The sequence below is a fragment of the Polaribacter sp. KT25b genome (genome assembly GCF_900105145.1).
Classification (GTDB): domain Bacteria; phylum Bacteroidota; class Bacteroidia; order Flavobacteriales; family Flavobacteriaceae; genus Polaribacter.
This window is the reverse complement of sequence record NZ_LT629752.1, coordinates 1-24583: the sequence shown is the minus strand read 5'-3', so window position 1 is coordinate 24583 and position 24583 is coordinate 1. Positions and strand designations below refer to the sequence as shown.

Genomic DNA, 24583 nt, shown 5'->3' with positions numbered 1-24583 from the left:
TTTTTTAGTTTGGCACTAGAGTTACATCTCTTAACATCATTAATCCTTGATGTAGTTTTTTAGCTTCTTCGCTTATTTCAATTGGTTTTATAACTAACTGATAACGTCCTGATTTTAATACTACTTCCCCAAGCGTAAATGTTTTATAATCTACTCTTAATGGTGATTTTTTAGCCTTTGGATTGTATTCAACTTCTTTTACAGTATGCTTAAAATTTTGTCCTGCGATAAACAATTCAAAAGCACCTCCTGCTACCAAACTAGCATAGGTTATTTCTAAATTATACTTTCCGTTTTTTTCGACTAATAAATCCCATGTTACATAATCTGATTCTTCTGTCCAACCTTTTAAATTTTCTCGCTGAGCTCCAGATCCCGTTCCATAATAAAAATGAAGTTTTTCACCATAAATGTTCGCAAAACCTGCAGGTAAAAAATAGCTTCCTTCTGCAACTTGCCTCATCGCTTGATTTTTTTTGATTTCCTTTTTTAAAGCTCTGGCTGCATTATCCACAATAGGAGTGTCCATCAATTCTATTTTAATAACATTCGCCATTTTATAAGGTGGTATAATCGGGAGTTTTACCACAACATCATTTCCTTCTCTATTGGTTGTTATTGACTTGTGCGCTTTATCTGCCAAAAAACTTGCTGATTTCACCGCTGTTTTAAGTCCTGGAATATGTAATTCTCCATTCTTTGGCCAATCAAAAACCTGATAATACAGCGTGTTCCCTTTTTGTGTACAAGTTCCCCATTCTAATAAATAGTGAGGTCCTTTATCAGATCCATATATAGATTCTCTATTTATTTGAAGCCAATTTCCCACCTTTTCTAATTTCTCTACACTAGTTTCTAGAAACTTTCCTTCAGGAGTAGGACCTAGATTCATTAAAAAATTTCCTCCTCTAGAAGTGGCATAACATAAATTGTAAAGTGCCCAATCTGCTGACTCAGATTTATTGGTTCCATTATAAAACCAACTACCATCAAACTTTGCACAAGTTTCCCAAGGTTCACTTTGTGCTCCTATATAGGGAGAAAAATTCTCAGGAGAATGATGATCTCCTTCACCTCTTCTTCGTTGACCAATACGATTTGCAATTACCGTATTCGGTTGTACCGCTCTAATTAAATCACGAAATTCCGTTGCGCGTTCTACCGTCCAACTATTTACCCATTCACCATCAAACCAAACACTAATCATAGGTCCATAATTGGTTAATAATTCTTTCACCTGCCCCAACATAAATTCATGGTATTTTACATAATTCTTACTACCAATGTTTTTTGTATAATCTGGATGATGTATATCCCAAACAGAATAATAGACTCCAAACGGCATGTTTTCTTCGGTACAAGCAATAGCCAATTCTTTTATAGGATCTCGTTTAAAGGGAGTTTTTTCAATTATATTAAAATCAGTTAATTTAGAATCAAACATAGAAAAACCTGCATGATGCTTTGCTGTAATAACGATGTATTTAAAACCTAAACGTTTTGCTATAGACACCCATTCTTTGGCATTAAAATCTACAGGATTAAATGCATTTGAAACCTCACTTGAAATTTCATATTCACCACCAGCACGCTGTGGACCCCAATGTATAAAAAGACCATATTTAGCATCCACCCATTTTTGCATTCGCTGTTTTTTTTCATTCTTAGTTTCTCCCGGAAATCCTACTACAGGCGATTCTCCAACTTGATAGCGTGCAAACCAGGGATTCTCTTTTTTTAGAAAAGCAGATTTTTCTAATGGATCTCCTTGATACAACAAGGCATCTATAGTCTCCTGCCCTACACAGGATATTGTTATTAAAAAGATGATGATATTTTTTATGCTTTTGATCATTTATTTTATTAAAATTAAATACGTCCTATTAGTATTAGATTGAACCAATTTTCCTTACTATAATTCTTAAACTTAAAGTATTTTACCATTTTTTTAATTATATAAGGATATTTTATTTCAGTTTCACAGAAATTACATTAAATGAAACAGGAGCTAATTCAACCTTTAAAATGGCATCATTTAAATCATTATACGCTACTTCTGAATATACAGGAGATTTATCTTCAGGATGATTCCCTGAAAATGATTTTATTGTATAGTTTGATTGTAAATTAAATTTTGAAGTTTCCAGATTTACAACTTCTGATGTATCATTTTTATTAATTAAAAAAATATTCAAATTTTCATTTGATTCGTCAATACTAGCATAGACTCTTATAAAACCATTTACTCGTGGAACTTTCACAAAATAATCTAACAAATTTTCGTTAATAATCTTAATAACATCACCTCTGGGTTCTCTATTGTTATCAAGATCAAGAATGTTATATGGAGCATTCTTTTCTGGTCCTTCCCATGGTCCATGCGTATTCCAAACATATGTGGCTTTTACATCTTCAAAACTGCAAGCATTCAACAACATTTCTCCGTAGGCCAACCCACGAAAGATGTCATCACTATCTGACTTGTCCTTCCAAGGACGTGAATTCATTTCAGTAACATGTATTTCCGTATCGGGAATGGAAGAATTGTTTACAGCATTTTGGCATTTTTCTACATTATTTATTAAATTATCATCAGCATTTTTCCATCCTTCGTAATCTTGATTTCTCCAATCATATTTATATAAATAGTTGTGCACACAAATAAAATCAATATTATCAGGGTCATGCGCTAAAAGTGAAGCGTGCCAATTACCAAGCAAACCAGGACCAATCATAATTGTAGGGTCTACATTTTTCATCGCAGTGGCAAAATCTGTATAAAGTGCTTTGTATTCTTCTTGTGAAATTAAATCTGAATGATGATCTACTTCATTCCCCAAAGCCCAGCGCTTTACATTATAGCCTTTTGTTACATTGGCATATCGAACCCATTCTATGGCAGATTCTTTTAATTGTTGGTATGTAGGTCCGTTTTTATATTTATAAGAGAGAATATTAACGACCACCATTGGTTCTGCATCTACATTATTACAAATAGAAATGTATTCGTCAAAATCCATATCTTTTATAAACTCACCCGTTGCCTGATTTACAGCCCAATCCCAAGAAGCTGGAGCTTGAGAAGCAGTAGCTATTTTTGGAGTCAATGTATTTCCCCAATCGTTATCTGCATCCCATAAATAATTGTCAGCTAAATGACCGTAAGGAAAACGAATATATTTTACACTCATCTCTTTCATAGCATCCGTAAAAGATGTTTTTCTGGGACGCTCAATATCTGAATCTAATAACCAGCAAGAAACAACACCTCCCGGATTTTTTGAAACTGGATGTGTTCTTACAGAGGTATCTATAGTAATTATTTCTATATTCTGTTCTAATACCTCCTGCCCTTTCGTTTCATTTACTGTAGAACAAGACACTAATAGTAATAATATTAAAACTAATAATGCATTCATCTTAATTAAATACAATCTATATAATACTGTTCTCATTTTGATTATTTTTTCAAACTTTAAGTTATTAAGTATATCATTTGAAACTTTACAAACATCACCAACTCTCTGTAATCCTTATTGGTTAAAAAATCATATTTAGCATCTATACATTTATGCTTTCGTTATTTTTTTATTCCTCTATTAAAATTAAATACGCACTATTACTGTTCGGTTTAACCAATTCTCCTTGCCATAATCCATTCTTTAACTTTTTAAACTCAAAGTTTTCTGAAATTGGTATCTTTCCATTAGACCATAATAAAACTGGTCCGTCTTCTTTCATTTTAATTTTTAAACTTTTTTTATTCGTTTCTAACAAATCATAAGTAGCTGCAGATAAATATTTATCTGGATTACCAATAACCGACCAACCATTTTGAATTGGACTCAACTGAAAAAGTCGTTCTTTTCTTGAACTTAACGTAAATTGATAATCATCTTTTAAAATACTTGCGGAACCTGCATCATGATCGTACAAAATAATTCCCTCTTTAGGAGCATTCCAAAGTCCTTGATAAGGTTGTATCATACTCCCTGCAAACTGATAATCTTTTAGAGAAATAGAAGCTTTCACTTCTTTTTCACCCTGATTTAAATTAACAGCCATAATAACTGCAGATTTATTTTCTATAGGCGCAATTACGCTAAATGCTTTACCATCAAAATACGGATCTTTCATCATACTTTGTGGCAAGGGAACTCCTGGTGCAAGTGTTCTAATAATTTCTCCATCCTTATACATCAATGGTTTTAAGTACGTATCATCTATGTTTGTAGTTTCGTCAGATAAATATATTGGTCCGCCAGACATGGCTCTACTAACCGCCATTAAGCGTGCTGTTTCTTTAAAACTTGTATGAAACATATCTTGGTCAAGCCAATGTAAATGCCCCAACCAAAAAGCATTTGTAAAATTTTGTACAATGGTAATATCTGTACGATCCATAGTGGTTTTATAATCGACACTTCCACGAATTACACTACTGTATCTTTGGTTAAATACATTAAAATTTTGCTGTGCAATACAGTTTAAAAGATGTAGGTTTTCATCGACACAATTTTCTTCTAAAGCAGTATTGTTAAGATGTACTCCGTAAATAGCATTTTCAGACCCCTTGTTATAAAAGTAATTATCAGATTGAAAATCTACTTTAATAATATCAAAACCTGCTTTTTTTGTTACTGATGTCATTTCATGATAAAAAGCATCCGCAGATTTTTCTGAAATCTTCGGCATAAACTTTACACTTTTACCATACTTTACTTTAACAATATCGTCTTTTAAATGATCCATGGTATGGTTTGGTGAAATTCCTTGCATATATCCTTGCATATTTCTCCAAATTCCCATCCATTTTATTTTATCATCTTTCTGACTTGTAATAGGTTTCCATCCGTTTGGAAATTTATTTTTATCGGTACCAAAAGACAATAACTTCCAGTTTTCTTGGTCTAAATAACCATCATCTACCAACACCCATCTAAATGGAATTTCACTCTTTTTAATATCAGAAATTGATTTTAAAATAATTTCTTCATTAATGTCTTTCTTAAAATGTTCCCAAGAACACCAACCTAAATATTTAAAAGGTTCTGGGTACGTTTTATCTGAACGCCAATTTACGTTGCCTTTTACTCCTTCTGCATTTTTTGCCAATTCCCAAACTTTACGTGTTGCTTCATAAGGATTATCTGATTCCGCATAAGCTAAAAGTGGAGCACTTATCTGTTCTGTTTTAGTACCGTAAGTGGCTGTTCTTAAAAAAATTTCATTGTCATAAATTGCAAAAGTATTTCCTATTTTATTAGAAACTACAGGCAATAAGACAAGATATTTACCTGAAGCATTTTTTAACATTAAGAAACTTCCTAAATCTTTAAACCCATCAAACCTTGGTTTTTCTTTTTTATAACTATTCAACTCAGAAATACGATCAAACCAAATAGGTTCTACCCGATTTCCAGAAGCTAGTTTTTTAGAAAACGGACGGTAATAAACTCCTTTTTCAAAAGGTGCTAAAACCAATTTAATATCCGCAATAATACCTTCTGTATTCGGAATTAAATCTTGTTTACCTAAAGTTATTAATCCTTCCTTCGGAAACGTTTTTAAATCTATTTTCTTCGGAATTTCATTAAAATTAGATTCGCTTTTTTTAACTTCACAAGAGATTAATGTGAGAGTTAAAATAAGAATACCAAGAATATGTTTCATACAATTTCTATTTATGAAAATAATGATTTTGATGGATTAACAACAGTTAGCCATTAAGATTCTTCATTATTATTCAAAACTAATTTTAAACACATGAGAACTACTTCCATACCCAGATTTTGTTTGCACACCTGTAGCAAGGTATAAATAAGTAGGTATCCCGTTTTCAAAAAGAAGTTGTGCACGTTCTAAATGTCCGTCTTTTTTACCTCTATAAGAAACGGCATCTTTTAAATGTTCTTTACCTACATAATGTTGTAAATCTTCGTAAGCACGTTTTGTGTTTTCTTTTGGGAAAGATAATCCGTCTGCAGATTTCCATAATAATCCACCTCCTCTATTACCTAAAGCACCTCTAAAATCACGACTAATCATATACACAGAATCATTCATTGTAAATGCATAAGCATCCTCAAGCGGCATTTTTTCTTCCGTAACTCTTATTGGATTGTGTACATAAGGTCCTTCTACATTATCGGCAACTATAAGTCCGTAAGAGTATACATATCCTTTAGGTTCTTTTCTTACAACAGATTTATGATATAAATAATATTTGCCTTTGTACTTAATTAATGAAGGATTAGAAACCCCTAATCTTGCTGTATAATTCCAAACCGAAGAGTCTTTTGTTTGACGTAAAATGGTTCCATCTGCTTCAGCACCTTTTGCGGGTCTCCAAGTATCATTTAAGTCATCTGCAACCAACATTACAATTCGTTGTGTTTTTAAATCGTCGTTTTCATTTACGATAAAACAAAGTTGATATTGACCATCTATATTACTAATTGTTGGATTGTGTGGCGAATTAAACAAACCGTTTTTATCCTCTACCGCAACACCCACATACTTAAAAGGGCCTTCTGGTTTATCTCCTACATAATGACCAATTTCACAGTCTTTATACCAACCATTAAAGTTTGGCTGTGTATTTGTGGGCCATTGTGCAGCGTATAAATGTATTTTACCATCTTTTCCTTTTATTGGCGAAGATCCCCAAACATGCATTCCTTCATTTTCAGCAGCACGACCTACATATTCATATTTTATATTATCTGAATACACAATTTCGGTTTGCTCATTCTTCTTCTTTTGAAAGATGCTACAAGATGTAAATACAAGTATTGTTATAAGTAAGGTTAGTTGTCTTAATTTCATTTTTTTTCTATTTGTAATGTGAAATTTGCTTTTAATTTATATCCTCCAATTACTTTTTAATAAAACAGAGTTAAAATATAAAAATACCTATTCTCTTTTTATACGATGGGGTCATTTTGATTACAGTATAGGGTAATTATGTCTCTTTATCAATAAAAAAAAGCGTTCAAAAGAATAAATCAGAGATAAAATTGGTTATTTTTTAAAAAAATCATCATTTTTACTACAAACATGACAGGCACAATAAACCAACTTATTTTATTTGTTTACTACTGACAAGAAACATTTAACGCGTTTGATTTAAAAGCTGGTAAAAAAATCACTTTTAAATTTCCAAAATAATTTAGTTCTCATCGGGTACAAATAGCATCTACGAATAATTGTAATGCTACTTCATGGTTTGTGTATCCATGACAATTTTTAAAAAAGAATATTTCATTTATACATTAATTTTTATAGTTTTTAAATATAACTGTTGTAGTTTTACTCTACAAAAAAAGTTTTTATAAAAAATGAATATTCCAAAAGTAGATTTACCTAGAGTAGTGGTAGTTGGTGGTGGTTTTGCAGGTTTAAATCTGGTAAAAAAATTAAGAAAATTGCCAATACAATTAGTAATGTTAAACAAGCATAATTACCATGCTTTTCAACCATTATTATATCAAGTATCTACTTGTGGAATAGAGCCTGACTCCATTGTGTATCCACTTAGGATGTTTATTAAACGGCAAGAAAATTTTTACTTTAGATTAGCAGATGTTAAAAGTGTTGATCCTGTAAATAAAATATTAACAGCAGATATTGGTGATCTCTCGTATGATTATTTAATTATAAATACAGGAACAAAGACAAATTTCTTTGGCAATAAGCAAATAAAAAAATATGCTATGCCGATGAAAACAATTCCACAAGCATTAAATTTACGTAGTTTAATTTTACAAAATTTTGAAAAGAGTACTATTGTTGCTTCCAACGAAGACAAAAAATTCTTATTAAACTTTGTTATTGTAGGTGCTGGACCAACGGGTGTAGAATTAGCAGGTGCAATTGCCGAATTTAGACAAGGTGTTCTGCCTTCCGATTTTCCAGATTTAGACCCAGAGCTAATGCAAATTCATATTTTAGAAGGCGCCGATAGAGTTTTACCTCCAATGAGTTTAAAATCTTCTCAAAAAGCCACAGAAGCGTTAAAAAAATTAGGTGTAAAGATACATACCAATACAATAGTAACAGATTTTGATGGTGAATTAGTTAAAACCAAAGACGGAAAAGAGTTTAAAACCAGAACTTTAATTTGGTCTGCTGGTGTAACTGGTAATTTATTAAACGGATTTCCTGAAACAAGTTATAATTCTAGAAGTAATCGTTACTATGTAGACGAATTTAACAAAGTAAAAGGGTATGAAGATGTTTTTGCTTTGGGAGATATTGCTTTAATGCAAAGTGAATCTTACCCTAATGGTCATCCACAAGTGGCGCAACCAGCAATACAGCAAGCTAAATTACTTTCAGCTAATTTTAGTAAAATATTGAAAGGGAAAACAAATCTTAAGCCTTTTAAATATAATGACAAAGGCTCTATGGCAACCATAGGTAGAAACAAAGCAGTTGCAGATATATGGAATTTTCAATTTAGTGATTTTATAGCTTGGTTAATTTGGATGTTTATTCATTTAATGTCTTTAGTAGGTTTTAGAAATAGATTGGTAGTCTTTTTAAATTGGGTATACAATTATACTAGTTACAATAAAGCTTCAAGGCTAATAATAAGAAGGTTTAGTGTTAGTTCTAGACGTGTAAGAACAAATTCTGAGTTATAAAATTAAAGCCTCTAAAACTTATATTTTAGAGGCTTTAGTTTATTTTGAAATCTAAATTAATTGCATTTTCTCAGTAGTTTTTGTTCTCCCTTACATAATACGAGATTAATCATTTAAAAATATTTCAATTACAGGAATTTCTAAATTAGGTTTCGTAACCGGTAATTTTAAGTTTATATCTCCTTCTTCCATTTCTTCTTTTCCCCAGGCTCCATGTGTTTTTCCTATTCTTATTTCTGATGCATCATGTAAAAACTGCGCATATTTTATTCTGCCTTTCATTCCTTTCATTAAAAAATTCTGAATAGGATAATCTAGTAAATGCACATACAATCGATTTGTTTTAGGGTTATACGTAAGTAACGAATTAGCTGGAGTAACAAACCCTTCAGGAGCTTCTGTACAACTATAAATAGCTCTAGAATTGTACTTCATCCACTCTCCCATATCTTCTAAAGCTTCATCAGCACGATAATCAAACGTACCTCTAGCAGTTGGACCAACATTTAATAAAACATTACCTCCTTTACTTACAGATTCAATTAATAAAGTTAATAATTGCTTGTTGTCTTTCCAAGTATGTTCATCACGATAATATCCCCAAGAACCCGAAAAAGTTTGACAAGTTTCCCAAGCTACTTTTTTACCATCTACTTCTGGCCATTTTTCTACCTTAAACTGCTCTGGAGTTGTAAAATCCCATCCACCAGCATATTCTTTTAAATCTAATCGATCGTTTACCAAAATTTTTGGTTGCAGTTTACGAACCATTTTCATCAATTCTACAGAACCCCAATCTTCTCTACCTTTTCCAAATTCTCCTGGATACGAAAAATCTAACCATAGTAAATCTACTTGTCCATAATTAGTCAGTAATTCATTTACTTGGTTTTTAAGGTATTTTCGATATACGGCAATATCACGATTTTTATTCAACTTTTCGTATTCTTTTTTATTTTTTGCTTTTATGACATGTCTACTATCAATCGTAAAGTCTGGATGATGCCAATCGATTAAAGAATAATAAAACCCAATACCTAAACCTTCGGCACGAAAAGCGTCTACCCATTCTTTAAGAATATCTTTCCCATATGGGGTTTTTGTAACGTTGTAATCAGAATAGTCAGAATCAAACATACTAAAACCTTCATGATGTTTTGTGGTTATAACGGCATATTTCATTCCGGCAGCTTTGGCTTTTTTAGCCCATTCTTTGGGGTTAAATAAGTCTGGATTAAATACATCAAAATACTTTTGATAGTCTTCATCTGAAATACCTTCTCGTTTTTTTACCCACTCATGTCTTGCGGGTTGTGCATATAATCCCCAATGAATAAACATTCCGAATCTAGCTTCTTGCCACCAAGCCAAACGCTCTGCTTTCTCTTGTTCTGTTTCATCCCAAATTTTTTTTTGAGAAAAAGAAGAGAAACTTATTGCTACAGTCAATAATAAAATAAGATGATTTTTTATCATGATTTTAAATTATAATATGTTACTTTTTTTCAATACTAATAGTGCTTTGGTTAAATGTAAATACCCCATTTTTAAAATCTCCATTACAGGCTTTTAGCATTTCTTCTTTAAGAAAGTTTACTTTTTTAGAATATTTGTCAGTCAGGTCATTTTCTTCACGATAATCCTCTGGTAAATAAAATAATTCGAAAGCGTTTTTAGGTAAATGTGATCTTAGTTTCCAACCTTCTTTGGTTATAATTGTAGGCCCTGTAAAAGAAGCATACGCTACAAAATCATGTTCTTTTTTGTTACCTTTCCCTATCATTTCATCATAAAAAGACAATCCGTCTGTTTTAAAATTCCCTTTATATCCGGTAACATCGGCAAAAGTTGACACAAAATCATAATTAGCAACTAATAAATTACTGGTTTGTCCTTTCGCTATTTTTTTAGGCCATCTTGCAATTAAAGGTGCTTGAATGCCTCCTTGCAAATTGCTTTTTTTTAACCCAGCTCTTCCTCCATTACCGTTAAACACATCTCCTCCTAAATCACTATAAAACTTGTTATTTAAATCATCAAAACGTTTGCCTGTTTTTACATTTTTATAAGGCTTATAAACACGACCTTCTTGCGTATAATAAATTTCATGACCGTTGTCTGATGTAAAAATTACCAAAGTATTTTCATCAATACCTAAGTTTTTTAAATGCGCCATGATTTCTCCTACATTATCATCTAACATTTTTACCATAGAAGCATACTCTTTTTCTATTGAAGTTAATTGCTTATTGTTGGCAAAATCTGGATGAATAGCAGGTATAGAAACTGGTCCATGTGGCAATTGTGTAGGAAAATATAAAAAGAAAGGTTTGTCTTTATTTTTAGTAATAAAGTTTAATACATTATTCATAAACAAGTGCTGAGAATAGACCGTCTTTCCTTCCATATTCCAACGCTCCTTGTATTTTTGTGGAGTTTCATTTTCTATTGTTTTTCCACAATCTGCACGTGTATTTCCTTCAATATATTCCATCTCTCCATTTCTAAATAAAAAAGGAGGATAAAAACCATGTGCTCTTACGTGATCTAAATATCCGTAATACTCATCCCAACCATGTCTTATCATTTGCTGATGTGAGGTAGAGAATCCCCATTCTAATTTTCCGAATTGCCCAGTTGCATAGCCTTGTTTTTGAGCCACTTCGCCTAAAAAAACAGCATCTTTATTTGGTGGCGTTAATGCTTTATTTAATTTATCTTGAATTTGCTGATTGGTGTAGGTACCATTGCTTATTTTTTTATAAAAAGCTCCTTTGGAAATTTGAAAATTAGTAGGATTACAATCACGCAACCCTGATAGTAACGAAGCTCTTGAAGGTGCGCAAACCATACCTGAATATGCATTTTCAAAAGTAATTCCTTCTTGGGCTAATTGATCTATATGAGGTGTTTTTATGATTTTTTGTCCATAATGGCTCAATAAACCTTTGCCTAAATCATCTGCATAAATTAAAACAATATTAGGTGGGGTTTCAGCTGTTTTTTCTTGAGCATTTATTGTGTAAATAGATGTCAACATCAACAGAAAACTTATTTTTAGGATATTTGGCTTCATTTCTTTATTTCACGTTCTTAATAATATTTATTTGATTACCAATTAGGTTCTAACATTTTTTTATTTCCCTTGGTAAATTTTCAGTTATTTGGTATCAATTAACAACCTCTCCCCAAAGATACAAGTTATACTTCCGAAACAAATATTTTTACATTTCAAGTAAAACCTAGTAATTAAACCCTTGACTACCTCGTCGCCACTATTAAGATTAGTTATTAAATACTTATCTTATAATTTCTTTCAAATTCAATCTTTCAATAAATCCTCCTTTTGTATTCATTACTCTTTGCTTCCCTTGCCCCCTCATTGACTTTTTATAAAATGACTAAATAAGCAACACTTTTTAAGTGTGTTCAATTTAATTAGGCAATGTAGGTGCCCAATCTTTAATTCTTTTTTTCTGAGTTTTGATAAACTTATTCGTTGATTTAGAATCAAACAATTGACTCATTGGTAATTCTCCTAGATTAATAAGAATTCCTCTAGCTAAAAACTTAATATCTTTATTTTTACCATGCTCTGCAAGGTATTTGATATCATCTGTAAATGGGGCAACTCGATTTCCTAATTCTTCTAATGCGGAAAGAGACAATTTGTTTCCTTCTTTTGCTTGCTCAATCAGCATCGAAATTCCTTTTTCTGGTTGACCTGCTAAGGCAATTGCTTCTGCAGCTGTTGCTGCTACTGAATGCCACTTGTCATCACATGCCATTAGTAATTGATTTGGAATACCTTTTAAATTACCATGATATGCCATAGTTGTTAATCCGGAAGTTGCCCAAAAACGGAATTCAGGTCGTTCATGTTTTAAATATTTCAGGAACATTTCTTTATCGGAAACCTTACCTAAAGATGCTTTTTCAACCAAATCATAAAGCTCATTAAAAGGATAATTTTCTGTTCTTACCCATTCATAGAGCGAAATACCTCTACTTACAAATTCATCTCTTACCGCTTTTGGAAAAAAACCTAAATCACGAGTTTTTCTAATATGCGAAGAAGCTTCCTTTCTTAAAGTTTGTAAAGTTTCTGCATAAGCTAAATCATCCGCCAAATTATTCATATTCCAAGGATCCTTTTTCGAATCAAACAATGCTTCGTTGGCTTTTGGTTCATAATAAGATTTGTATTCTAGTTCACATTCTCCTTTGTGATATAAATCATCCCAAGTATTCTGAGACGGCATTCCCCATTGAAATGATTGTTTTAAACCATGAACTTTATAAGGTGTATAAAATTTTATGTAATGAAAGGCACCATCATTAATTGCACGAGATGGATCGAAGTGAATTTCTGTATTTGTTCTAAAGCTATGAGCGTAAGTACGTTTTTGTGCATCAGGTCCCATAAAAGGTTTTCCTTGCATGTGTTCAGGTATTTTAGCTCCCGTAACATTTAATAAAGTAGGACCAAAATCTACAAATTCTACAATCTGATCACTTTTTTGACCTTGTTGAGCGGGCAATAAATGTTTCCATTTTTCTGGCGCAGAAATGATTAATGCCGAACGAAAACCAGTTTCATAAGGAAAAGCTTTTCCTCTAGGCAAACTACCTCCATGGTCTGAAAAGAAAAAGATAATGGTATTTTCTAGTAATTTACGTTTCTTTAAATCATCGATAAAAAACCCAACCCATTTATCGGCATCTTGTACACCATCTAAATGTAATGCATAATCCGCACGCATTTCTGGAATATCTGGCACATGAGATGGAAGATCCACATCTTTCGGATTAATTCTTGATGGTTCTCTATTATCTACAGATACAGAAGTAATACGACTCATATGAGTAGTCATGTTATTGAATTGCGCAAAAAATGGTTTCCCCTTTCTATCTGCATCATTATAACTAACATTGGGTTTATCATCAGATAGGTAACCACTCATTTTATCCCAAACCAATGGATAGTATTTCTTTTGAACTTCTTTGGTGATATTGTAATCGGTTTTACCGGCATTTACACAAAAATATCCCTCTTCACGCAAGTACTGAGGAAAAAAGTATTGTTGTGGTACAATATGACCATTTCGATGCCAATCGTTACCGTAAGTAGTAGCATACGAACCACTTATTAAAGAAGAACGAGCAGGAGAACATTGTGGGCCATTGGCAAATGCATTGTTAAAAATTACCCCGTTTTTTGCTAAATAATCTAGATTAGGCGTTTTGATTGTTTTATTACCATAAGCAGGAAAAAGATAAGGGGAAGTATCCTCTACAACCAAAAATAAGATATTAGGTTTGTCGGCATTTTGAGCCTTACTACAAAAACTAGAAAATAGCATTAGCAACAGAGCAAACTTCAATTTGACTTTACAGTTATTCATAATTTCTTAAATATTATATTAATTCTTTTTTTAGTTATTGATATTCTTTAATCAAAAAAAACAAAGTATAAATCTACTTATTCCTTCTTCATTAAAAGGGGTTATTTTGACTATTAACATGGGTAAAATTGTTGACTTTTAATAAAAAAACAGCTATTTACATAAGAATTCTCATCTACAAGAATGATAAAATTCACTTTCTTTTCGATTATTTAATCAACAAAAAAGTGTGCTTATTATAAAAAAGCTAGGTTATTATTTTTTAATTGAAGTTGATAGTTGCCAACTATCTTGCCATGAAATTGACATTTCACCTTCAGAAAAATCAATGGGCAACCAAATATATCTTCCTGTTATTGGGTTTTTGGGTTTCCAAATATCAAACATTGCGATGTAAGTATCTTTCTTTCCCTGAACAAGGATAATATAAGACGCTTGTCCACCAAACGTTTTTTCTATACCTAGATTATCCACAGGATTATACCCTTTACAAGGATTTCCGTGAAAAGTCCATGTTCCTAAAATACTTTCTGTAGTATGATAACGAGCAGGATTAGGTTTCCAACCTTTTGACCCCGACCCTAACATATGATATATTCCGTTTCTTTTGATAATTGCTGGTGCTTCAGAATGTACTTTTACACCTTTACAAACTTGGTAATCACCTTCTGGGAAATAATAATCAGGATCCATTTTGCCAATAACAAATGCCTTATCGGGCTTACGAACTGCTAAATGGTAAAGAATACCATCATCATCTTTAAACATAGAAAAATCTCCAGAACCTTTGTTGGTTCCTCCTCCTCGAAATTTGTGATGATACGTAAATGGTCCATTTGGCTTATCACTTACAGCTACTCCTACATAATTACTATCATATCCAACTCCCTTTAAGTATAGTTTAAAATAAGCCACGAATTCCTTGTTTTTAGAATTGTAAACTACTTTAGGTCTTTCTAAAATACATCCGTAAGCTAAATCACTTTTTTCATCTTTATAATTTACGGTTAAAACAATTCCCTCATTTTTCCAGTTTACTAAATCTGTCGAAGAATAACAATGTATACCACCATCAGCAAATTGAGCTTCTGATTTTCCTTCTAATTTATGCTCTCCGTACCAATAGTAAACACCTTTATTAAAAAGAACACCACCACCGTGGGCGTTGATACTATTTCCGTTAGAATCTAACCATACTTTAGCTGGTCTTATTTCTGTTTTAATCTTCTGTGCTTTTAAAAATTGGTTTCCGAAGATTACCAATAAAATGCAAATCAAATTTATTTTTTTCACGTTAATTATTTTCTGTTTTTCAAAAATTCTTTGAGCAAATAACTATATGTATATTTTTTATTTTTACTTGCTTTTTTTAAATTCGATTTACAAGAATTACTTATAAATTTTGGGCTATCATTTAAATAATTTAAATAGAATTTCAATTGATTTTTAGACATGCTATCTACATATTTTGATAGTATTTCTGAGGCATTCTTATTAGCTGATTTTAATCGATGAATCAACAATGTTCTTGAATTAATATCTATTAAAGGAAATTTATTATAAAATTGCTCTGTTACGAATTCTTCGGATAAAACATCCTCAGGTATCTTTTTTAAAATATACACTTTAGTTAAAGCATCTGAAGTTTTATATATGCTGATAATTTGATTTGAATGTTCTTTATATGCAGATTTCTTCAATTGCTTTAAAGCATACATCTGATAATCTTTATAAGGGGTTGATAAAAAGTTATGAATAAGCTTATCAGAATTTATCGTTTTTAAATACTCTTCCATCTTTTCCTTTACTTCGCCATGTACCAAGTGCCAAATTGTATAACATGAGTACAAACCGCCTTTAACAACAGCTTCTTTTATTTCTGTTTTTGTCGCTCCAGAAATTGCATCAACATCATCTGAATAAATATTTGAAGAAAAAATAGGTACTTTATCTATTAAATCAGACATTTTTCGTCTTTTAAGAATCGAATTATCATCTAATAATAATTGATGCAATTTGGCGTAATCTTCTTTCTTAAAGTGATGATGTTCGAACTTTGTCAATGGATATTCAGGAGGAATACCAAACCCTACATAATTACCAAGTAAATTCCAATACACTTTAATATTCGCTAATTTGCATTCTCCATCTGCACATACTGATGTTTCTATCTCTGAAAAAAACAATTTAGGTACACCTTTGCTATCAGACAATAACCTTACTTCGTAATTTATTTCAGAATTAAATATAGCATCTAAAGACTTGACTTCAAATTGAAAAACAGATTCGTCTTTAGCAATGTCTTTCCATTCATCATTCATGCTAAAAAACATGGGTTTATAATCAGATTTAATTTTATCCTGAAATCCCATGAAAATAAAGATGATTGTAATGAATGGAAATATTTTATACATTATTGTTGCTTCTCTATTAAATCTAAATATTCTTGAAGATGTTTTGTATACACCTCTCTTGGAGTACTATTATATTTCTTACAGATTACAGCAGCAAGTCCTACAGCAGCACCCATTTGACCTGTTGTAAGCATCACTCTTGGTCCGCCTAACCCAATATGAGAACAACTAAAATTTCTACCAGCCATAAATAAGTTTGTTATATTTTTTGAATACAAACTTCTATAAGGAATGTAATATTTGTTGCCTTTATAAAACAATGCTTCTGAAAGAAAATCGGGTTCTTTATCATCTTTTAAATTTCTTTGATAATGAACATCAATAGCTCTTTTTTCTTCTACAACAGCATCTTTAAATTTGGTGTGATTCTTTACATCATTAAAAGTATAAATATGATCACCAATTAACCTTCTAGACTCTCTTTTTCCTAATAAAAAAGAAACCCATTGCAATTTATAGTTCTTGTTCTTATCTAATTTTTTTGCATTTGCAAACGATCCATAAATAGCTCTTAACATATGATCTCTTATTTCTTCTCCATCATGTATTTGATGAAGATCATTTCTAGAAAACTCCCAATACCACTCACCAGCAATCGCTTTATGCTCTTTAGAAACATCTGCTGCCCATGCTAATTCAGGAAAAACTTGTGCTTCATTTGTTTTTTTATTTTGCCAAAGTACTGAAGATCCCATCACAAAATCATCAGGTTCTTCCGGACTCCAAAGTTCTCCCCATTTATCCCAAGATTCGCCATAAGTTTTTGAACTTTCTCTACCATAAGAAAATTCTGCTCCAGCCCAAAAACCAATCCAACCATCACCTGTTGAATCAACAAAACGTGGAGCTTTAAAACGAATTCTTTCTCCTGTTGATGTGTTTCTTGCATCAACATATTTAATAGTATTATTTTCAGATTTAGCATCGTACGCTCTCCAATCTAAAAATATATCAATATTTTTAAAACTCTTAACATTTTTATCGCGTTTTTCTTGATCATATTTAGCTTTAAACGATCCATTAGGATAATGCTTTGTATCAATCATTTTTAAGATACGTTCATACTTACCATAAATACCTAAAGTATGCACGCGTACTTCTTCACTCGCATTACCACCCAACATTGGTCTGTCATGTATTAAGGCTACATTTAATCCTTGTTCTGCTGCAGAAATTGCGGCTGCACAACCTGCAAGACCACCACCAGTTATTACTAAATCGTACTCTTTTTGTTGTTTAGGAATTGTAGTTTCTCCTAATTTTGTTTTTCTCCAAGAAGCCAAATTAGTTTCTGCCTCTGTTGGCATTTTTTTAGATTGACTAAAATAGATTGCATCACATCGACCATTAAATCCTGTAAGATCTAACAATTGAATTTCAACATCAGAAGATTTTATTTTGACTTTCCCTGCATATTCCCACGTCCAACCAGTAGTAACACCAAGTGTTCTTTTTAGTGTCTTACCATTAACAGCTATTTTGAATTGCCCAGGTGCATCCCAATTTCCTGGAACCCAATTTTTAGTTCTAGCCCAAACATGATACTTTCCTATTTTTTCAAAATTCACCTTAGTAACAGCATTAGAAACAGGATTTCCCATACCATGAGCCATTAAATATGGTGACCCCATTTGTTCAACAAATTGAGGATCTACAACCCAACCACCTTTATCTATAAAACTTTCAGTTTCTATTAATACATCTTGTGCAATACAATTTGAAGACACAAGATATAGACCAATAAATAGAATTAATTTAAATACTTTCATCATAATTTGACTTTTATTTATACACAAACCAAGAATTTGAGTTACAATCTCCACTCGATTTTAATTGTGCCCAATGCGCACTAAATCCTTCTGGGAATTTATAGGTTATTTTTAAAAATATCTTTCCATTTTATTTTATTATCTATTTTTTTGATTTATCAGAAACTTCCTTTAAATCAAATCTTTCAAGATATTCGATTCCTTTCTTCATCACCCTCTGTAATCCCCATTCAATTAATTTACCTTTTCCATTATCTGTAAATGCTTCAGGACGATAACCACCAGGAGCTAGCGGTACATTTTTATTTGTAAAATTGTGTGTCTTTTTAAAATTGAAACCATCTTCAGCGTACATAATTGACTTCCTAACATTCTCAGGCCCTTCTTTTCCAATCATTGTAGCAACTCCTTTTCCTTGTGGCCAAACTAATACCTCATGACCACCTTTTACAACAGGATTATTCTTATATTTTACATACGGACCTTCAGGTTTATTAGCAATAGCAACGCCCATTTTAGTTTCTCTTGGTGATTTTCCCCATTGACGTCCTTTGTAATACAACCAAAACTTTCCATCTCGGACAATAATACTAGCATCATCAATTCTGTGGCTATCAAATTCAGTAATATCAGTACTCGGAACCATTATTGGATTGCCAGAAAACTTTGTCCAAGGACCATCGGGAGAATCAGAAATCGCGATTCCTATTCTTGTTTTTGATTTTTCAAGACCCTTAGTTCTATATGGATTATTTACCCCTGAATAAAATAGATAATACTTATTGTTGGCTATTAAAATACCTGGCGTAAAACAACCTTCATCGTCCCAACTACCTTCTTTTCCGGGAGGCAATACTTCTGCTTTTTCTGTCCAAGTAAATCCGTCAGGAGAAGTAGCATACCAAGTAGCCCATCTAACATTAATACCAACTTTCCAATACCAAACATAATACAATGAACCTACTTTTATAATATCACTAGGATCTCCACGTTTAATTCCTGCTTCAGCATCTAACCCTTCAATAGGTGAATATGACGATGTTACCAATTTTAGGTTTGATTGAGAAAAAGAACTGCCCATTCCCAAAAACAACATACTTATTATTACTACAAACGCATTCATTAGTCTAAATTTTAAAACTTAAAAAAAAGTATTTCTTAATTTTATTTCAATTTCTTTTTGATCTCTAATAATTATGACCTTGACACTTTCTTTAGAAGAGTTTTTCTCAAAAATATCTAAGAAATTCAATATGTTTTTTACTTTTTTATTTGCAAAACCAACAATAACATCACCTTTTTTAAGTGCTGACTTAAACAACTTAGATTTTTTATCAATTTTTAAAACAATTACACCCTCTAAACTATGTGTACCAAAAGAAGATTGCTCTTCTATCGTTTCTATTTCTTTAAGGGTTGCACCCGACCATTGTTTGGTTTTCACTCCTTCTTTTAATGATGATTCAATTTTTAAAGTAGGAATTTCAGGTTGCTTTGCAATTGCTTTTAACGCTCTTTTTTGAACTCCAAACTGATCCATAGGAAAATTTTTGAAGCCAATTTTTAAGGCTGGTGAATCATCACTCACTGTAAAATTTCCTGATTTAGGATTTATAAATAACGGATTTCCAAACACACTATTTGCATCTGTATGATTGCCTTGCGCTTTTAACAAAGCGGCTTTGTTTGGAAACAAATTAGAATCTATCTCTTTACCCCAATCTTTAATACGGATACCTGCATATTTCTTCATTACAATATTATTTGTAAACACATCTCCACTATTTAAAAACCACACATGTGGATGAAAAGTATTGTTAACCATAATATTATTGCGGACTGTTCTGTAATAGCCTTCACGTAATTTAATACCTCTATTTAAACATAGATTATTATAGATTTCATAATTAGAAGAACCATCGTCTAAATCGATATCCCAACCATGATCACATCGGAATCTATTGTTTCTAATAATGGTGGTGTGCATCGCATCCCACAAAGGCATTTTACCATTTTTTGAAACTAACTTACTCGATATTTCTCTATCTGGATACCAAAAACGATCACGTCCCCAAGAATTAAAAGAACCATGATCACTTGTTTCTAAAACGGTATTAAAAACATCGTTATACTCTATAATATGTCCTCCCCAAGTACCTTCACTAACATTAATTCCTGCACGAGGCACATCATAAATGCTATTGTTTTTTACATGAATTTTCATTGCCATAGAAATCTGAACTCCTGCAACTTGTTTTTCAACACGACCAATTCTATGAATTAAATTATTTTCTACAATACTATTAGACGGATATAACTCATTTTTAGGCCCAACAAGGGTATCCATATCTTCAATAGCCACAGATTTAAAATAATCAAACGAGGGAGAACGCACTGCCGAAGCATCACCTACAAAAGAAATAGCCGAGGCACCAGAATCATGTATATGATTTCCTGTAATTTTTGTATTTCTATTGTATCCGCTTACAAAAATTACGTTACCACCAAGGTTTGTAAATTCACAATCCTCAATCGTCATATTTTCTGTAGCATCAAGCAATAAAGCTCCTCCTCTATAAATAGTCCAATCGCTTCGTAAAAGAGGTTCGTAAGTTTCCATAAAAGTACGAGAGGTGTTTTCAAACTTAATTCCGGTTATACTTACATTTTTTACAGGATTTTCTAAAGTTCCTTTAATCTCTATTAAATGTTTTAAAACAGTTACTTCTATTTTAGCTTGATTGATGTCTAAATCATTATTTTTAAAAATATATAGTTTATGGTTCTTTTTATCAAAATACCACTCTTTTTCACTATCCAATTCTTCAAAGATGTTCTCAACCATTCTATATTTCAAATGCATTTCTGATGGACGATTATTTTGATGACCTCCTATCAAATTTAATTCTCCATTGTCTTTTACACCCGTAATTTCATAGTGAAAGCCACCCCAACGTCCGCGATGCAAAGCATGTACAAAACCACCTATTGGGTTTTTCCATTTAGCTATGCGTTCTTTATCAATTGCATCAGCAGCAGAACCCTGCCAATAACCTCCATTTTCATCGTAGTTAGGATATCTAGCTAAAATTTGTTTTTCTCCATTGATATAAAGCTGATTAAAATCTAAGTTTTCATCAATAGTAGTTACCAAAATATTGTCAGAAAATTGCTTCCATTTCGTTTCAATAACTTTAGAACCTTGTATAGATACTTTATCAGCACCTACTCCAATAATTGAGAGGTTATTTAATTGAGAGGTTATCTTTAAGGTTGAAGCCAAATGATATTCTCCTTCTAAAAGATGTATAATAATTTTATCATTTTCCTCCTTTTTAATTGATTTAGCATTTTCTAGAGCTTTTTCTATTGTTTTAAAAGGAGTCTCTTTCGCTCCATTATTTAAATTATTTCCTACTGGACTCACATAAATATCTATATCTTGATTTTGACAACCGAAACAAATAATTACCAATAAAGACAATAAGTAAAAAGCTGATTTTCTCATAACATTTTTTTGTAGAAACTTATTTTAAAATTTCTATTTCTTTACCTCACTACCCCACCAATCTTTATTTGGTTGCCAGTTAGGATCTAACATTTTTTTACGTTGTTTTTCTCGTCCTGGTAAATTATTGGTTTTCTGGTTCTCTAACCACTTTTTACGTGCTGCTTCATCCCATTCTGGATCTACTTGTGCATAATGCGTATTCATAGATTTTAACCAAGTTAATAGCTGAACTTCCATTTCTTTTGCTCTTTCTGGTTGTGCATTTGCAAGATCATTTCGTTCCCCTATATCCGTATCTAAATTGTACAATTCTGCATGTAAATCTTCCCAGTAATAAATCAATTTCCATTTTCCCTTTCTAATAATAGAACTTGGTTCTCCACCTTGATTTCCGTAATGCGGATAATGCCAATACAATGGTCTTTCATCTATCTTTTCTCCTAATAATAATGGTTTTAAACTAACTCCATCATTATGTGCTTCTGGTTTTAAAGGTAATCCTGCTAAATCTAATAAAGTTGGGTATAAATCTACCCCAGAAACAGGTACATCTATTTTTGCGCCGCTTTGTTTTATCCAAGGAACATCTATAAAAAATGGAACTCTAGTTCCGCCTTCCCACTGGTATCCTTTTCCTCCTCTTAAGCTTAATTGATTGGTTGAGTAATTATCACCAGAAGTAACCCCACCATTATCTGATGTAAAAACAACAATGGTATTTTTATCTAAATCTAACTCTTTTAATGTTTTTAACACGGTGCTAATGGCATCATCTACATGTTCTATTAAACCTGCATAAACAGGATTGTCTTGGTATTTTCTTGCCGGTAAAACACGTTCCATTTCAAATCCATTTTCATGAATTCCCATTTTTTCTGCTTTGTTTCTATACTTAGTCCACTTTTCTTTAGTTGTTTGAATTCCTCCATGAACTGCATAAAAAGATAGGTATGCAAAAAACTGATTATCTTTATTTTTCTTAATAAACTTGTTCGTTTCGTTGGCAAGTTTCATGGATAAGTTTAATCCTTTTTCTTCTGGTAAATTTGGTAAAAAAGGATTCTTATATGGAGAAAAATATCCTCCACTTGGCCCTCCTGCATCGTATCCACCAATATTAACATCAAAACCATGGTCTGTAGGTAATGACCCTTGTGCTTTACCTCCTAAATGCCATTTCCCTGCAAAAAAAGTAGCGTAACCTTGCTCTTTAAAAGCTTCTGCTATTGTAGTTGTGCTTGTATCTAAATGATCTCTATATTCTGGTGGTAATAATTTTGTATAACGTTTACGTTCTTTCCAAGCTTGCCCACTATTTCTTTTTCCTTCAAACTGAGTTATACCGTGTCTTGCTGGGTATTGTCCTGTCATTAAACTTGCTCTAGAAGGGCTACAAACTGTACAAGCGGCATATCCGTTTGTAAAAACAGTTCCTGTATTTGCAATATTATCAATACTTGGGGTTTCATAATATTTACTACCCATGATACTTAAATCTGCATAGCCTAAATCATCCACTAAAATGAAAAGAACATTTGGTTTTTTAGAAACTTCCTGTTTTTTTTCTATTGTCTTACAAGATGAAAACAAAAAAATTATTGCAATTATTGAAATTATATTCTTCATGTTTTTAAATTTAATTTATTGTTGGTCTAATCCACATACAATGTCCTCCACCTGGAGCCATTACTGCTTTTATGACATCTCCTTTTTTAACGATTCCTTTTTTTATTTGATATACTTCTGGATTTTCTATTCCGTGTGTTTTTTCAGTGTCTTGATAATACGTAACATTGTATGTTTTTCCTTCTTCTAAAAAATCTAATTTGATCTCTAATGTTCTTGCCTCTTCATTAGTAACAGAGCCTACAAACCATTCTTTCTCAAATCTTCTTGCTGTAGAAATATAGCTTCCCATTTCACTGCTAAGCACTTTACTTTCATCCCATTTACCTACTGGCATTTTTTCGATAAATTCAAAAAGGTCTGCTTTTTTATTATAAGATTCTGGTGCATCCGGTAAGCAAACCAATCCGCTATAAATAATCAATGTTCTGGCGACCTCAGAAGTTACTGTAGAAAAATAGGTGTTTTTCTTTTTAGGCCCTTTTAATCGATCTCCTTTATTAATCCCTATCAAATCGAAGTTTCCATTATTCATATCTAACGGACCTTGAATAGCATTTACTAAAGCCATTTTTACAAATGTTTCTGGTGTAAATGCTTTTCTAGAGTCTTGTTGTGCATGACAATATTCTCTAGTAATTGCATTCGGAAAAGTTCTTTCCATACCCGTAAAAGGCACCGGTGAATCATGAAAATCTACTAATAAATGATTTTTTGCACTTTGCTGAATGGCATCACTTGTAAAAGAAACATTATTTCCCATAAAGCCATATTTAATACCACTCATACCTAAAGATGCAAAATGAGAAAATAACTCATCATCACCAAAATCACCTTTATGTCGATCATAATACAAAATCAATTTAACTCCTTTTGTTTTTGCATATTTAGAAACTTTTTCTAGGTCTAATTTTTCTGTAATTTCAAAATGTCCTTTGGTTACTTTTGTATACCAATTGGCATCAATTAAAAAATATTGAATGTTTTTTTCTACCGCAAAATCAATAAATCTAAGGTAACTTTTTGTATCAACTCCGTAAATAAAACCATCTGCTGTTTTATAATTATGCACTCTCCAATCCCAGAGTGCTTTACCTGGTTGTATCCAAGAAGAATCTTCTATTTGATTGGGAGTTGCTAAATTAAGTGGCACCGTATTGGTTACTAAATCTCCAATTTTATCTTCAACCAGAATTACTCTCCAAGGCGT

15 protein-coding genes are annotated in these 24583 nt (G+C 31.9%); 1 reads left to right on the top strand and 14 read right to left on the bottom strand.

The annotated features are described in order from the left end of the window. Window positions 1-4 precede the first annotated feature (4 nt). The 4 genes from BLT70_RS00075 to BLT70_RS00060 form a co-directional block, all read right to left on the bottom strand. The gene (locus BLT70_RS00075; protein ID WP_091889824.1) at window positions 5-1855 is read right to left on the bottom strand and encodes an alpha-L-fucosidase; all 1851 of its coding nucleotides are present in this window, start codon (window positions 1853-1855) and stop codon (window positions 5-7) included. Between the two features lie 112 nt (window positions 1856-1967). Continuing rightward, the gene (locus BLT70_RS00070) at window positions 1968-3455 is read right to left on the bottom strand and encodes a hypothetical protein (RefSeq protein WP_157691801.1); all 1488 of its coding nucleotides are present in this window, start codon (window positions 3453-3455) and stop codon (window positions 1968-1970) included. A 133-nt stretch (window positions 3456-3588) separates the two neighbouring features. Beyond that, entirely contained in the window at window positions 3589-5673 is a 2085-nt protein-coding gene (locus tag BLT70_RS00065) for a Sip1-related alpha-galactosidase (protein WP_091889818.1), read from the bottom strand. A gap of 69 nt (window positions 5674-5742) precedes the next feature. Then, window positions 5743-6828: a glycoside hydrolase family protein gene (locus BLT70_RS00060; RefSeq protein ID WP_091889815.1), complete on the bottom strand. Its 1086-nt coding sequence runs from the start codon at window positions 6826-6828 to the stop codon at window positions 5743-5745. A 512-nt stretch (window positions 6829-7340) separates the two neighbouring features. On the opposite strand from BLT70_RS00060, the gene BLT70_RS00055 reads away from it, so the two are divergent. After that, window positions 7341-8648, top strand: a complete 1308-nt coding sequence (locus BLT70_RS00055; RefSeq protein WP_091889812.1) for an NAD(P)/FAD-dependent oxidoreductase — start codon at window positions 7341-7343, stop codon at window positions 8646-8648. A gap of 105 nt (window positions 8649-8753) precedes the next feature. On the opposite strand, the gene BLT70_RS00050 is transcribed toward BLT70_RS00055, so the two are convergent. The 10 genes from BLT70_RS00050 to BLT70_RS17205 form a co-directional block, all read right to left on the bottom strand. After that, the gene (locus BLT70_RS00050; protein ID WP_091889809.1) at window positions 8754-10124 is read right to left on the bottom strand and encodes an alpha-L-fucosidase; all 1371 of its coding nucleotides are present in this window, start codon (window positions 10122-10124) and stop codon (window positions 8754-8756) included. Between the two features lie 19 nt (window positions 10125-10143). Then, on the bottom strand, window positions 10144-11688 hold the full coding sequence (locus BLT70_RS00045; RefSeq protein ID WP_231962761.1) for a sulfatase-like hydrolase/transferase: 1545 nt from the start codon (window positions 11686-11688) through the stop codon (window positions 10144-10146). Between the two features lie 394 nt (window positions 11689-12082). Continuing rightward, the gene (locus BLT70_RS00040) at window positions 12083-14053 is read right to left on the bottom strand and encodes a sulfatase (RefSeq protein ID WP_091889802.1); all 1971 of its coding nucleotides are present in this window, start codon (window positions 14051-14053) and stop codon (window positions 12083-12085) included. A gap of 255 nt (window positions 14054-14308) precedes the next feature. Beyond that, window positions 14309-15331, bottom strand: coding sequence for a family 43 glycosylhydrolase (locus tag BLT70_RS00035; protein ID WP_172824366.1), 1023 nt, complete (start codon window positions 15329-15331; stop codon window positions 14309-14311). Window positions 15332-15351: 20 nt separating this feature from the next. Next, window positions 15352-16425: a hypothetical protein gene (locus BLT70_RS00030; protein ID WP_091889796.1), complete on the bottom strand. Its 1074-nt coding sequence runs from the start codon at window positions 16423-16425 to the stop codon at window positions 15352-15354. A 41-nt stretch (window positions 16426-16466) separates the two neighbouring features. Continuing rightward, a complete protein-coding gene (locus tag BLT70_RS00025) occupies window positions 16467-18239 on the bottom strand; it encodes an FAD-dependent oxidoreductase (protein WP_231962759.1) in 1773 nt (590 codons plus the stop codon). A 139-nt stretch (window positions 18240-18378) separates the two neighbouring features. Beyond that, window positions 18379-19359: a family 43 glycosylhydrolase gene (locus BLT70_RS00020; protein ID WP_197678372.1), complete on the bottom strand. Its 981-nt coding sequence runs from the start codon at window positions 19357-19359 to the stop codon at window positions 18379-18381. 18 nt (window positions 19360-19377) lie between these two features. After that, the gene (locus BLT70_RS00015) at window positions 19378-21744 is read right to left on the bottom strand and encodes a PDZ domain-containing protein (protein ID WP_091889790.1); all 2367 of its coding nucleotides are present in this window, start codon (window positions 21742-21744) and stop codon (window positions 19378-19380) included. Between the two features lie 33 nt (window positions 21745-21777). Beyond that, window positions 21778-23373, bottom strand: coding sequence for a sulfatase (locus BLT70_RS00010; protein WP_091889787.1), 1596 nt, complete (start codon window positions 23371-23373; stop codon window positions 21778-21780). Window positions 23374-23383: 10 nt separating this feature from the next. Continuing rightward, a complete protein-coding gene (locus BLT70_RS17205) occupies window positions 23384-24526 on the bottom strand; it encodes a glycoside hydrolase family 97 catalytic domain-containing protein (protein WP_302847816.1) in 1143 nt (380 codons plus the stop codon). Between the last annotated feature and the right edge of the window lie 57 nt (window positions 24527-24583).

Coding starts and splice junctions, on each gene's coding strand:
- BLT70_RS00040 (WP_091889802.1), bottom strand. CDS start 14,053: ATGAATAACTGTAAAGTCAAATTGAAGTTTGCTCTGTTGCTAATGCTA.
- BLT70_RS00050 (WP_091889809.1), bottom strand. CDS start 10,124: ATGATAAAAAATCATCTTATTTTATTATTGACTGTAGCAATAAGTTTC.
- BLT70_RS00015 (WP_091889790.1), bottom strand. CDS start 21,744: ATGAGAAAATCAGCTTTTTACTTATTGTCTTTATTGGTAATTATTTGT.
- BLT70_RS00010 (WP_091889787.1), bottom strand. CDS start 23,373: ATGAAGAATATAATTTCAATAATTGCAATAATTTTTTTGTTTTCATCT.
- BLT70_RS00070 (WP_157691801.1), bottom strand. CDS start 3,455: ATGAGAACAGTATTATATAGATTGTATTTAATTAAGATGAATGCATTA.
- BLT70_RS00055 (WP_091889812.1), top strand. CDS start 7,341: ATGAATATTCCAAAAGTAGATTTACCTAGAGTAGTGGTAGTTGGTGGT.
- BLT70_RS00025 (WP_231962759.1), bottom strand. CDS start 18,239: ATGATGAAAGTATTTAAATTAATTCTATTTATTGGTCTATATCTTGTG.
- BLT70_RS00075 (WP_091889824.1), bottom strand. CDS start 1,855: ATGATCAAAAGCATAAAAAATATCATCATCTTTTTAATAACAATATCC.
- BLT70_RS00020 (WP_197678372.1), bottom strand. CDS start 19,359: ATGAATGCGTTTGTAGTAATAATAAGTATGTTGTTTTTGGGAATGGGC.
- BLT70_RS00060 (WP_091889815.1), bottom strand. CDS start 6,828: ATGAAATTAAGACAACTAACCTTACTTATAACAATACTTGTATTTACA.
- BLT70_RS00045 (WP_231962761.1), bottom strand. CDS start 11,688: ATGTTGACATCTATTTACACAATAAATGCTCAAGAAAAAACAGCTGAA.
- BLT70_RS00065 (WP_091889818.1), bottom strand. CDS start 5,673: ATGAAACATATTCTTGGTATTCTTATTTTAACTCTCACATTAATCTCT.
- BLT70_RS00030 (WP_091889796.1), bottom strand. CDS start 16,425: ATGGGATTTCAGGATAAAATTAAATCTGATTATAAACCCATGTTTTTT.